Origin of the sequence: Pseudonocardia alaniniphila (genome assembly GCF_022524485.1) — a bacterium.
Taxonomy (GTDB): Bacteria; Actinomycetota; Actinomycetes; order Mycobacteriales; family Pseudonocardiaceae; genus Pseudonocardia; species Pseudonocardia alaniniphila.
Genome location: NZ_JAKXMK010000050.1, coordinates 46,261 through 59,088, shown reverse-complemented (window position 1 = coordinate 59,088; position 12,828 = coordinate 46,261). Strand labels below are relative to the sequence as shown.

General features: G+C 71.7%; 10 protein-coding genes. All 10 read right to left on the bottom strand.

The window, feature by feature from the left end; all coding sequences use genetic code 11:
• Positions 1–132 precede the first annotated feature (132 nt).
• Entirely contained in the window at positions 133–1,623 is a 1,491-nt protein-coding gene (locus tag MMF94_RS39770) for a glycosyltransferase family 39 protein (RefSeq protein WP_241042663.1), read from the bottom strand.
• 100 nt (positions 1,624–1,723) lie between these two features.
• Positions 1,724–3,541 (bottom strand): ATP-binding cassette domain-containing protein, encoded by a 1,818-nt coding sequence (locus MMF94_RS39765; RefSeq protein WP_241042662.1) that lies wholly within the window; start codon positions 3,539–3,541, stop codon positions 1,724–1,726.
• Positions 3,541–4,500, bottom strand: coding sequence for a 4-(cytidine 5'-diphospho)-2-C-methyl-D-erythritol kinase (locus tag MMF94_RS39760; protein WP_241042661.1), 960 nt, complete (start codon positions 4,498–4,500; stop codon positions 3,541–3,543). Before MMF94_RS39760 ends, MMF94_RS39765 begins: the two co-directional genes overlap by 1 nt.
• Positions 4,501–4,564: 64 nt before the next feature.
• Complete coding sequence (locus MMF94_RS39755; protein ID WP_241042660.1) at positions 4,565–6,094, bottom strand: DHA2 family efflux MFS transporter permease subunit; 1,530 nt, start codon at positions 6,092–6,094, stop codon at positions 4,565–4,567.
• The gene (locus MMF94_RS39750) at positions 6,076–6,639 is read right to left on the bottom strand and encodes a PadR family transcriptional regulator (protein ID WP_241042659.1); all 564 of its coding nucleotides are present in this window, start codon (positions 6,637–6,639) and stop codon (positions 6,076–6,078) included. The genes MMF94_RS39755 and MMF94_RS39750 overlap by 19 nt, the downstream gene beginning before the upstream one ends.
• A 125-nt stretch (positions 6,640–6,764) precedes the next feature.
• The gene (gene rsmA, locus MMF94_RS39745) at positions 6,765–7,619 is read right to left on the bottom strand and encodes a 16S rRNA (adenine(1518)-N(6)/adenine(1519)-N(6))-dimethyltransferase RsmA (protein ID WP_241042658.1); all 855 of its coding nucleotides are present in this window, start codon (positions 7,617–7,619) and stop codon (positions 6,765–6,767) included.
• Positions 7,620–7,653: 34 nt separating this feature from the next.
• Positions 7,654–9,234, bottom strand: a complete 1,581-nt coding sequence (locus tag MMF94_RS43505) for a resuscitation-promoting factor (protein ID WP_277398942.1) — start codon at positions 9,232–9,234, stop codon at positions 7,654–7,656.
• 286 nt (positions 9,235–9,520) lie between these two features.
• Complete coding sequence (locus tag MMF94_RS39730; protein WP_241042657.1) at positions 9,521–10,405, bottom strand: TatD family hydrolase; 885 nt, start codon at positions 10,403–10,405, stop codon at positions 9,521–9,523.
• 28 nt (positions 10,406–10,433) lie between these two features.
• Positions 10,434–12,227 carry a methionine--tRNA ligase gene (gene metG / locus MMF94_RS39725; RefSeq protein ID WP_241042656.1) on the bottom strand — a complete coding sequence of 598 codons (1,794 nt, stop codon included), beginning with the start codon at positions 12,225–12,227 and terminating at the stop codon, positions 10,434–10,436.
• A 43-nt stretch (positions 12,228–12,270) separates the two neighbouring features.
• On the bottom strand, positions 12,271–12,825 hold the full coding sequence (locus MMF94_RS39720) for a Uma2 family endonuclease (RefSeq protein ID WP_241042655.1): 555 nt from the start codon (positions 12,823–12,825) through the stop codon (positions 12,271–12,273).
• Between the last annotated feature and the right edge of the window lie 3 nt (positions 12,826–12,828).

The following is a 12,828-nucleotide window of genomic DNA, read 5'->3' as shown; positions in this document are numbered from 1 at the left end:
CACCCGGGCGATCGCAAGGCGGAGGAGGCGCCGATACCGCTGTTGTATCGGCGCCGAACGACAACGCCGCGAGGCGCCGCCTGGGCTGCGCTGTCGTCGGAGGCGGGTAAGACGACCTTCGTTTCCTCGGCACTAAAGGTGCCGCAGAGCGGGCCACAGCTCCGCCCACGGCCGCTGACGCCCCTCGAGCAGGAAGATCGGCGTGCCCTGCGCCAGGTTGGCGACACGCACGTCGTTGTCCAGGGCACCCACCTGCGTCACACGGTCGAACCCCGCCGCCACTGCGGTCGGGTCGCCGACGAAGATCACGGAGCCGGAGTCCTCCGGCGGCATGCCGAACCACGCGGCCCCCCGCGCCCCGCTGTACGCGGGCAGGCCCGGCGCGAAGTGCTGGATCGCCGACAACGACCAGTAGTCCCCCGTGACCACCACGGCGTTCCGTGCCGACTCCGGCGGCAGTGCACCATGCGCGGCCACCACGTCGTCCACCATCTCGGGCCAGCCGATCTCGTCGCGCTGGAAGTTCCCGATCTGCAGCGGCTGGTCGGCGTGCGCCGAGACCGGCTTGATCGGGAGGATGTGCAGCACACCGAGAACGAGCACAGCCGTGACGGCGTACACCGGCCACGTGGGCACCCAGCGCCACCACACCGCGGGCCTGCGCCGCTCGATCGCAGCCGCGGACGCGGCCCAGAGCAGCGGGAACATCCCGGCGATGTAGTACGGACGCCCGCCGCTGACGAGGAAGATCAGGGTGACGCCGAGCGCCGTGACTCCCAGGAACCGGTACGCGGGGTCGGCCAGTAGGCGGCCGACACCGTGCACAGCGAGCACCGACCCGATCAACAACCCGATCATCAGCAGCGCCACCGGCAGGAAACCGATCATGCCGCCCGCGTAGACGCTCTCGGCGGCGACGGCGCGGCCCATCCCCAACTGCGGCCAGCCGTTCTGCGCCTGCCAGACCACTGTGGGCACGGTGGTGAGCACAGCGATCGCGCCGCCCAGCCAGAGCGCGGGCCTGCGCAGCAGATCGCGCGGACCGAACACGAGCACCGCGATGATCGCGACCACCCAGAACGCCACGACGAGGAACTTCACCTGGAGCGCGACCGCGGTGACCACCCCGGCCACGATCAGCAGCCCGTCCTGCCGGGTGCGCAGCCAGCGCACCAGCAGCCAGGTCAGGGCAGTCCACAGTGCAGGGTCCAGTGTCGACGTGGCCAGCAGGTGCCCGGTGCCCAGGAAGTTCGGCGAGACCGCGAACGCGCCCGCCGCGATCAGCTGCGCGCGCCTCCCGCCGCCGAACTCGCGGGCCAGCAGCGCCGTCAGCACGACCCCGGCCACCGTCGCGAGCGTGGCCGGAATGCGGAGCACCGGAAGCGATCCCGGCGCGATGGTGTCCATCGCCAGCGCGATCAGCGGCAGCATCGGCGGCTGGTCCGCATAACCCCAGGCGAGGTGGTGCCCGGCCGCGATGAAATACAACTCGTCGCCGAAATAGCCGTAGCGGCCGCTGACCGCGGTCAGCAGTACCGCCGTGGCGGCTGCCACCGCGAGCACCGGGCCGCGGGCGAAATCCGGCACCGCCCGGACCAGCGTCGGGCTCGTGATCGTCGTCATTCGTCCCCCCAGAGATTCACGAGCGACGCTAAGGCGCCGCGAATCCAGGCGAATCGATCGAACGACGGATCCCGGGGTCAGCCGGACGTCCGGCTCGACGCTACGACTCGGCGATCTCCGCCGCGGCGAGCCAGTCCAGCTCCACGCTCTCCTTCTCGGCGAGCACGGCCCGCAGCTCGGCGTCGAGCTCCATCAGCCGGGACGGGTCGGTGGCAGCAGCGGCCAAGTCTTCGTGCAACTGCTTCTCGCGCTTGCCCAGCGTCTCCAGCCGGCGCTCCAGCCGAGAGGCCTCCTTGCGTGCCGCTCGCTGATCAGCAGCGCTCGACGCCGGCTTCGCCGCAGCGGGTGCGGGTGGAGGCGTGGAGAGGCCCGTTGCCTGCCTGCCGGCCGCCGCACGCCGCTGCAGGTACTCCTCGATCCCGCCGGGCAGGTGCGTGACCTTCCCGTCGCCCAGAAGCGCGACGACCGTGTCGCACACCCGTTCCACAAGGTAACGGTCGTGGCTGACGACGATGAGCGTGCCCGGCCATCCGTCGAGCAGGTCCTCGAGCCGGGAGAGCGTGTCGACGTCGAGGTCGTTGGTGGGCTCGTCGAGCAGTAGGACGTTGGGCTCCGCCATCAACAGACGGGTGAGCTGGAGCCTGCGCCGCTCACCACCGGAGAGCTGCCCGACCGGCGTCCACTGGCGGGCGGCGGGAAAGCCCAGCCGTTCCAGCACCGACGACGCGGTGAGCTCGAGCTTGCCGAACCTCACGTACTTCGCCACCTGCTCGGTGGCCTCCAGCACGCGCATGTCCTTGGGCAGGTCCGTGAGCTCCTGGCTCAGCTCGGCGAGCTGCACCGTGGTGCCCCTGACGATCCGGCCGCCCTGCAGCGGACGTTCACCGCTCAGGGTGCGCAGCAGCGTGGTCTTGCCCGAGCCGTTGACCCCGACGATCCCGACGCGGTCACCGGGACCGAGGCGCCAGGTGACGTGGTCGAGCAGCGTGCGGCCGGCGATCTCGGCGGTGGCGTCCTCCAGTTCCAGCACCGTGCGGCCGAGCCGGTTGGTGGCGAACCCGAGCAGCTCCACCGTGTTGCGGGGCGGCGGGACATCGGCGATCAGCGCCTCCGCGGCCTCGATCCGGAACCGCGGCTTCGACGTGCGCGCCGGCGCGCCGCGGCGCAGCCAGGCCAGCTCCTTGCGGGCGAGGTTCTGCCGGCGTGCCTCCGCGGCGTCCGCCTGGCGGGAGCGCTCGGCACGGGCGTAGACCCAGTCGGCATAACCGCCGAGGTAGCTCTCCACCCGCCCGCCCGCGACCTCCCACGTGCGCGTGCAGACCGCGTCGAGGAACCACCGGTCGTGCGTGACGACCACGACAGCGCACCGCCGCGACAGCAGATGCTGGGCGAGCCAGCCGATGCCCTCGACGTCGAGATGGTTCGTGGGCTCGTCCAGCACCACGAGGTCGGGCTCGCCGACGAGCGCCGCCGCCAGCGCCACCCGCCGCTTCTCGCCGCCGGACAGGCCGTCGACGGTGCGGTCGAGATCGCCGATGCCGAGCCCGCCGAGCACGTCGCGGACCTTGGCGTCCGCCGCCCACTCGTGATCGGCCGCGCCCTTCCAGGCCGCGAGCACGACGTCCCGGACGCGGGCGCCGGCCGGGAGTGCGTCGCCCTGTGCGAGGTGGGCGAGGTTGAGCCCGCCGAGGCGGCTCACCCGTCCCCCGTCGGGCGGACGCTCTCCGGTGATGATGTCGAGCAGGGTGGTCTTGCCCCCGCCGTTCAGTCCCACGACACCGACCCGCTCCCCACGCTCGACGCCGAGCGACACGGCATCGAGAAGGACGCGCGAGGCGTCGCCCGGAACGTGGGCGGTGACGGACTCCAGGTTGACCAGGTTCTGGGCGGATCTCTGGGCTGCTGCGCGTGGAGGCATCAGGCACGCACCGGAGGCCAGGACGTGGGCGGACCCGGCGGCTCGTGCTGATCGACGACTCGGGCGCCCGGGACGGGGCCGTGTGCCACCCGCACGGTGCGGCAGACACCGACGCCGGCCAGCTCTGTGGCCACGTCGATCGCCGCGTCGGCGCCAGAGCACAGGAACGCGCAGGTCGGCCCCGACCCGGAGACGAGCCCGGCCAGCGCGCCCGCGGTGACCCCGGCGCGCAAGGTGCGGCGCAGATCCGGAGCCATGCTGACGGCGGCGGCCTGCAGGTCGTTGCCGAGGCTGAGCGCGAGCTGACGGGGGTCGCCGCCGGCCAGCGCCTCCAGCACGGGCTCGACAGGACGATCCGGCGGGGCGTCGTCCCCACGCAGCCGGTCGAGCTCTCGGAAGACGCTCGGTGTGGACAGGCCCCCGCGGTGCAGGGCGATCACCCAGTGCTGAGGGTGCCGGGACAGCACCGGCACGATCCGCTCGCCGCGTCCGGTGCCGAGAGCGGTGCCCCCGTAGAGCGCGAACGTGACGTCGCTGCCGAGCTCGGCTGCCAGCACGGACAGCTCGTCGCGGGAGAGGTCGAGCTTCCACAACGCCGACAACCCGACGAGGGCCGCAGCCGCGTCGGCGCTCCCGCCTGCCATTCCGCCGGCCACCGGAATGCCCTTGCGCAGCACCAGCCGCACGTCCGGATCACGGTCGGCGCGCTCGGCCAGGAGCTGGACGGCCCGCCAGGCCAGGTTCGTCTCGTCAGCGGGAACCTCGGCGACGCCTTCTCCGTGCACCTCGATCCCGGGCGCGTCGCTGGACGCGAGGGACACCTCGTCGAACAGGCTCACGGCGTGGAACACCGTGACCAGGTCGTGGAAGCCGTCCTCGCGCAGCGGCCCGACTGCAAGATGCAGGTTGATCTTCGCCGGAACGCGCACGGTGACCGGGGGAGGGACGGCAGCGAGCACCCGACAACACTACGTGCGTCGGCTCCCGGCCCGAGCGGGGCGGGCCACGAACCTGGCGCCTGGGCTACTTGACAACCGGCAGGACGGGCGCCGTCGCCTCGGCCGGCGACGGGCGGCTCAGGTGCCGCGGCCTCGCGAACAACAGCACCGCCACCAGCCCGATCAGCAGCACCGCGGCAGGCATCAGCAGCGCCTGCCCCATCGCCGTGGCGAAGCCGGCGTGCAGCGCCTCCGGAAGCTGCGACACGCCGACCTCCGAACTTCCGCCGGCGGGAGATGCCGGCAGGTTCGCCGCGAGCCTCGACTCGATCAGCACAGCGATCCCCGCACTGCCCAGCACCGCACCGATCTGGCGGGTCGTGTTGTAGATCCCGGCGCCGCCACCGGCGTTCGAGGGCGGCAGGTTCCGCGTGGCCGTGCTGCCGATCGGAGCCCACACGAAACCGTTGGCCACGCCGAGCAGCGCAATGGGAAGCAACAGCTGCCAGACCGGCGTGGCAGGCCCCATGATCACCGCGAGCCACAGCAACGCCGCCGAGAAGCACACCATCCCGATACCGGCGATCCAGCTCGGATGCATACGGTCGGTCCATCCGCCCACGAGCGGCGAGAGTCCGCCGGAGACGACCGCCATCGGCACGAGCAGCAGCGCAGAGCCGGTCGGGGTCATCCCGAGCACGCCCTGGGCGTAGAAGACGATCGGGAACGTCATCGCGGTGACCGCGAAACCCACCGTGGAGATCGCGACGTTGGCGAGGCTGAAGTTCCGGTCGCGGAACAGAGCGAGTGTCACCAGCGGCTCTCTGCGGGTGCGCGCCTGCGAGAACAGGAAAACCACCATCACCACCAGGCCCGCGATGATCAGCGACCACACGGAGATCGGGCCGGCGATCGTCCCCCAGTCGTAGGTCTGTCCCTCCTGGATGCCGAAGACCAGAAGGAACATGCCGATCGCGCTGAGCGCCACACCGAGCAGGTCGAAGCGACGGACGTGGGTGGGGAGCTCGGGAACCAGCCGGGCCGCCACGACGAAGCCGACGATGCCGACCGGCACGTTGACGATGAAGATCCACTCCCAGCCGAGGCTGTCGACGAGCACTCCGCCCAGGATCGGCCCGACGAGCGTGGCCACACCGGCGGTGGCGCCCCACAGGCTCATCGCCTTGCCCCGGCTCTCCGCGGGGAAGGTCCGCGTGATCACGGCCATCGTCTGTGGAGTCATCAGGGACGCACCGAGGCCCTGCAGGACCCGCGCCGCGACGAGCTCGCCGATGCTGTCGGTCAGGCCACACCACAGGGACGCCAGCGTGAAGACGGCCAGCCCGGCGAGGTAGACGCGGCGCGGTCCGAACCGGTCACCCAGCCGGCCGGTGATCAGCAACGGCACCGCGTAGGCCAGCAGGTAGGCGCTCGTGACCCACACGACCGAGTCCACGCCGGCACCGAGCCCGGTCATGATCGCGGGCGTGGCCACGGAGACGATCGTCGAGTCCACAAGGATCATGAAGAACCCGACCACCAGCGCCCACAGCGCAGGCCACGGGCTGGGCGCCGCGGCCTCGGCAGCCGTGTCGGTCAGTCGTCGAGTGGCCATCCCAGCTCCTTGGTCTCGAGCCGAGCCACGAGCCGTCGCAGCCAGCACAGCTCCGCCCGCGACATCTCCACGAGGAAGTACCCGTCCAGCAGGTGGGCTTCAGCGGTCTTGGCCGCCCCGCGTGCGAGGGCAGGCTCCACCTCGGCGAGCTCCGCCTCGATGTGGCGGATGCGTGCTGTGAGCAGCTCGATCGCCTCTGCGCGCGGCAGGTTGTGCGCCTCGCCGAGGGCGACCGGGAACCGGGGGAACTCGTTGACCGGCTCGGCGAGCACCCCGCGGATCCACTCCTGCATCGCGACGCGCCCGGCGGCCGTGATGCGGTACGTGGTGCGCTCGGGACGCGCACCCTCGCGGTCGGTGCCGATCGCCTCGACCAGTTCGTGGGCCGCCAGCCGGTCGACGGTGTGGTACAGCGAACCCGGCCGCACCTTGACGACCCGGTCCTCGAACCGGTCGATCATCAACCGGTACATCTCGTAGGGATGCATCGGCCGTTCACACAGCAGCGCCAGGATGCTGGTCGCCAGCGACGTCAGTGCCGCCACTGCACCCACCACTCCGCCCAGATCGTTCCGCCAGGGTTATTCCGCGCGGAATAGTACACACGGAACTTCCGCCCTCATCGACACGGGCGGGCGCCGCGCAGTAGGGCCGAGCTGTTCAGCGAGCCCTAAGGGCGCGCGGCGGCCAGGCGGGCGAATGCGGTGACGTCGAGCTTCTCGGCGCGCTCCAGCGGCGGGATTCCGGCCGCGCGCAGAGCCTCCTCGGCCGCCGCAGGCGAGCCCGCCCAGCCCGACAGCGCCGATCGCAGGGCCTTGCGGCGCTGCGCGAACGCCGCGTCGATCAGCGTGAACACCTCGGTGCGGTCGCCGGGCGGCGGTTCGCGCCGGTCGAAGGCCAGCAGCCCGGAGTCGACGTTCGGCACCGGCCAGAACACCGCTCGTGGCACCGGACCTGCCCGGCGGGCCGAGGCGAACCAGGCCAGCTTCGCGCTGGGCACGCCGTAGGTCTTGCTGCCGGGTCGGGCGGCGAGGCGCTCGGCCACCTCCGACTGCACCATCACGAGCCCACGCCGAATCAGCGGCAGCTCGGCCAGCAGATGCAGCACCACGGGCACGCCGACGTTGTAGGGCAGGTTCGCGACGATCGCGGTGGGCGCCGGCCCGGGGAGATCAGCGGCATGCAGATGCAGCGCGTCGGCCGTGACGACGCTGAGCCGGTCGGCCAGCGCGGGCGCCCGCTCGGCAGCGGTGGTGGGCAGCCGGGCCGCCAGTAGAGGGTCGATCTCCACGGCATGGACCGCGCGCACCGCCGGGAGCAGGGCCAGCGTCAACGATCCGAGACCCGGCCCGACCTCCACCACGACGTCGTCCGGCGCGAGCTCGGCCTCCCGGACGATGCGGCGCACCGTGTTGGGGTCGTGCACGAAGTTCTGCCCGAGCCGCTTCGTCGGACGCAGCCCCAGCTCGCCGGCCAGGGCCCGTACCTCCGCCGGCCCCAACAGCCGCGACCGCTCGTCCGTCACCCCCGGAGGGTGCACCGGCCCACTCTGCGCGGTGTCACCGGGGCAGCCCGAGCTTGTTCGCGCACGCCGGCCAGGCCCCGTAGTCGCCCCGGTCGTCGCGGACCTTGCTGGCGACCGCGATCTGCTCCTCGCGGCTGGCCTGGTGGGGCAGCGGCGCGTAGTCGGTGCCGCCGTAGGCGCGCCAGGTGCCGGCGTCGAACTGCAGGCCGCCGTAGTAGCCGTTGCCGGTGTTGATCCCCCAGTTGCCGGTGGCCTCGCAATAGGCGAGCCGATCCCAGACGCTGCCGTCGGTGACGGCCGGAGCCTGCGGGATGTCGTCGTTCGTGCCGATCTTGACGATGCGGGGCGTCGGCGGGGTCATGCCGCCCGCACGGACCTGCTCGCGCCGGACCTCCGCGCCGTTCTGCACGTACACGCGCATGATCGCCGTCTGCTCGCCGGCCCTGCCCCTGTCGACGACCACCCGCTTGCCCCTGGGCAGGTCGGGGTCCTCGATCTGCTGCTCCGGCGGCGGGATCGGCCGGACGACCACGACCTCGCCGACACCGTTGCGCACCACCTGCACCGACGCACCGTCGGTGAGCGGAGTGTCGCCCGACGGGACCGAGACGTCGTCCGGGCCGAGCTGGATGCCCCGCTCGGCGAGCAGGCCACTCACCGTTCCCGCGGAGGTGGTGAGCTGCTCGAGGGCGTTGGTGCCGTCGGTGAACGAGACGGCCTTCGGCACGTTCAGCTTGAGCGCCATACCGGCCAGCGGAATGCTCGTGGTGGGCGCGGCGGACATCTGGATCGGGCTGGCGTCGACGCCGAGCACGGCCAAGGCGTCGCCCACCGACGCCGCCGTGGTCCAGACCTCCCGCTCCGACGGTCCTTCGACGAGCGTGAGCTTGCGTGCCTTGCTGACGATGATGTGGTCGCCGTTGACCAGCTCGGTGGGCAACGCGGGCTCCACACGGTCCTGCGGAGCGGCGTCGAGCCCGGCCGACTCCAGCGCGGAGGCGACATCGTCGGCGAACGTGTGCACGACACGGTCCTCGCCGTCGACCGTGATCGTGATCGTCTTGTCCATCGCCAACGCGGTGGCGCTGCCGCCGACCAGAGCGACGAGCGTCGCGAGCACGGTGCCGCGCACGACGACGCCGGCGTGGCCTCTGCGAGCGGCGGCCTCTTGGCGGCGCCGGTCGGCACGGGTGGGAGCAGCTGCGCCGGGAGGAGCCGGCGGAGCCGTGACAGCCGCGAACGGGTGGGTCAGCGGCTCGGCTTCGACCTCGGGAGCGGCGACGGCCGCGACCACCGGGATCGGGCCCGTCATGTCGTCGTCGATCGGCGCGATCCGGCCGGTGACCTCTTGCGCCGGAACGACCTCGAAGGGGCCTGTCGAGGGGTCGGCACCGGCGTCGACGGCGATGGAACCGCGGGCGGGCCGGGTCATCACGGGAACCTGGCGCCGCAGGTCGCGGCGCGCAGGCCCGGTTCCGCCGTGCGCCGGCCTGGTTCGGCCGCTGCGCTCGATCGCGGACTCGCGCGCATGCGCGAGCAGCTCGGCGGGGGATGCCGGGAACGTCCCGGTGTCCCCACCGCTGTACCACTCTGCGTAAGGGTCCTCCGTGGACACCACGGCAGGGGGCGCGGTGTCCTTTCGACCCCCACGCCCACGCGGGGCACGGTGCCGCGCGCGAGGAGAGACGTCGACCACTGGCTTCCAGACCTCGTCGGACCGGGCAGGGGAGGCATCGATCACGGTGGCCCGGAGGCAAGGATCAGGGGGAGCGCCCCGGTCCACCGTGACCGCTGTGCTGGGGAGCGTTCCCCACCCCGGCTTTAGCGATCACGGAACCGTAACGGGCAGTCAAAGCCCTCGCCTATTCCCGACACGCCGATAGCGCCGAGTGGACCCTTCGCTACGCCGAACGAGAGTCGCCCGCGCCTGCCGAAGGTAAATCCGCGACAGCGAGTAGCCCATCGAGACGGAAAACTCGCCGGGCGGTGCCCGCGGTGCTCGCGGCGAGCTGCTCGTCGGTGACACCGCGCAATGTCGCGAGAGCACGCACGGTCCACGGCAGGCAGTACGGCTCGTTCGCCCGGCCGCGGTGCGGGTGCGGGGTGAGGAACGGAGCGTCGGTCTCCGCGAGCAACTGGTCCTCCGGCACCACGACCGCGGCCTCCTGCAGCGCGCGGGCGTTGCGGAAGGTCACGGGGCCTGCGAAGGACAGGACGTAGCCCGCCGCGGAGCACTCGCGGGCCATCGCGGCGTCGCCGGAGAAGCAGTGGAACACCACCGTCTCCGGCGCTCCTTCCTCACGCAGGATCCGCAGCACGTCGTCATGGGCGTCGCGGTCGTGGATCATCAGCGGCTTGCCGATCCGCTTGGCGAGGTCGATGTGCCTGCGGAAGGACTCCTGCTGGGCGGCGGGCGGCGAGTAGTCCCAGTAGTAGTCGAGGCCGGTCTCCCCCACCGCGACCACCCGCGGGTCACGGGCGAGCCGTTCGATCTCGGCGTGGTCGTCCTCGGTGAGGGCGGCCGTGCGCGTCGGGTGCAGCGCGACCGCGGCGACCACGCGGTCGTCCCAGTGCGCCGCCTGCACGGCCCACCGGGCGGACGCGAGGTCGTCCGCGACAGTGACGGCGCGCGTGACGCCCACCGCGGCCGCCCGGTCCATCGCGGCCGCCACGTCGGCGGCGTCCACGCAGCCGCAGGCGTCGAGGTGCGTGTGCGCGTCGACGGTCGGCGCGGGGAGCGGCTCCGGGGCGGGCGGCCGCTCGCGGCGCCCATCCGCCCCGCTCACCGACACCCGCCCCCGCTCCGGGTTGCGCTCACTTCTGGATCGGCGCCCACTCCGGGCCGGTCTCGCCGAGCTCCGGGTCGAGCTTGCGGAAGATCGGCGTGGGCTTCGCCAGCGGGCGACCGACCTGGATCGGCGTGGACTCCCAGCGCGCCTGCTCGATGGTGTAGTCGCCGGTCAGGATCGGGTTGATCCGGCCGGGGATGTCCAGGTCCGGGACGTCGACCAGCTCCGGCTGGGCAGCCCACACCCCGGTGCCTCCCAGCGCCTCGTGCACCTTCTGCGCAGCGTGCGGCAGGAACGGGGTGAGCAGCGTGTTGGCGTCCTGCACGACCTGCAGCGCCGTGTGCAGCACGGCGTCGCGCCTGCCGGGGTCGTCCCCCAGCTTCCACGGCTCCTGCTCGGACAGGTACCGGTTGGCCGCCGAGACCACCCGCATCGCCTCGCTGATGCCCGCCCGGAACCGCGAGCGCTGGAGGTGCCCACCGACCGTGTCGAACGCCGCGCGGGAGAGCGCGAGCAGTTCGGCGTCGGCCGGAGCCGGAGTGGTGGCAGGCGGGATCGCGCCGTTGTTCTTGTGCGCCATCGAGATCGACCGGTTGACGAGGTTGCCCCACTCGTTGGCGAGCTCGAAGTTGACCCGCCGGACGAACTCGTCCCACGTGAAGTCGACGTCCTGCGTCTCCGGCCCGGCGGCCGAGATGAAGTACCGCAGGCTGTCCGGCCCGTAGTCGCGCAGGAAGTCCTGCAGGTAGATGACGGTGCCACGCGAGGTGGAGAACTTCGATCCGCTCATCGTGAGGAACTCGCTGGAGGCGATCTCCGTGGGCAGGTCGAGCACGCCGTAGGGGCCGGGCTCGCCGCCGTGGTCGCCCTGGCCGTTGTGGCCGAGCAGGAGCGCGGGCCAGATCTGGGCGTGGAAGGTGATGTTGTCCTTGCCCATGAAGTAGACGTGCTCGGCGTCGGGATCGTTCCACCACGCCTTCCACGCGTCGGCGTCACCCGTGCGCCGGGCCCACTCGACACTCGCCGAGAAGTAGCCGATGACGGCGTCGAACCAGACGTAGAACTTCTTCAGCGGCTGGTCACGCCACCCGTCGAGCGGGATCGTGACACCCCAGTCGAGGTCGCGGGTGATGGGCCGCGGACGCATGTCGTCGACGAGGTTCCTGGTGAAGTTCAGGACGTTCGGCCGCCACCCCGTCTTGGTGGCGAGCCATTTACCGAGCGCCTCGGTGAAGGCGGGTAGGTCGAGGAACAGATGCTCGGTCTCGACGAACGCGGGTACCTCGCCGTTGATCCGCGACCGCGGGTTGATCAGCTCAGTGGCGTCGAGCTGGTTGCCGCAGTTGTCGCACTGGTCGCCGCGGGCGTGCGGGTAGCCGCAGATGGGGCAGGTGCCCTCGACATAGCGGTCGGGCAGCGTGCGCCCGGTGGACGGGCTGATGGCGCCGGTGGTGGTCCTCGGGACGATGTAACCGTTGCGGTACAGGGCCAGGAAGATCTGCTGCACGACCTCGGCGTGGTTGCCGGTGGTGGTGCGGGTGTAGAGGTCGTAGGTGACGCCGAGCCCGCGCAGGTCCTCCGAGATGACACGGTGGTACTTGTCCACGGTCTGCTGCGGGGTCAGGCCCTCCTTCTCGGCCTGCACCAGGATCGGGGTGCCGTGCTCGTCGCTGCCCGAGACCATGAGCACCCGCTTGCCCGCCATCCGCTGGTAGCGAGAGAACACATCGGAGGGCACACCGATACCGGAGACGTGGCCGATGTGCCGGGGGCCGTTGGCGTAGGGCCATGCCACGGCGGTCAGCACGGGGGAACTCATGCATCAAGACTAGGCCCAGCCCGCCACCGGGTTCCGCGGGTGCTCAGACCGTGGCTGAGCCCTCGGACCAGGAGATCTCCAACTTCCCGTCGACGGTGCGCAGGACGATCCCGAGCACCTCGCTCGTGAGCTCGCCCGTGGCGCCCGGCTGCACGGGGACGAGCCGGCCGCCGAGAGCGCGGAACAGCTCGACCCGGCGATCGCGGGGGTGGGCGACGATCATCTCGCGGACGCCGACCCGGCCGTAGAAGTCGATCTTGTCGTAGGTCTCGTCGCCCTTCGAACGGACCTCGACGACCAGCTCGGCGCCCTCGGCCCCCCGCTCCGAGAGGTGCTTCGGGCGGCAGTACAGCTGGTCGGGCACGCGGTAGTCGTCATCGGACCGGAAGAGACCGGTCTCCATGTGCGGGACGAGCCCACGACGCTCGGCCAGCGGACTCACGACTCTCACGAAACTCAAGCTGAACCGCTGGTGCGGCCCACCCGGAGGCGGAACCATGTGTAGTACCCCGTCCCACATCTCGTCGCGCACGTCGTGACCCAGCCGGCGGCGCTCGTCGAGCATCGCCTGGGGCGCGTCGAGCATGAGGACCCGCATGCG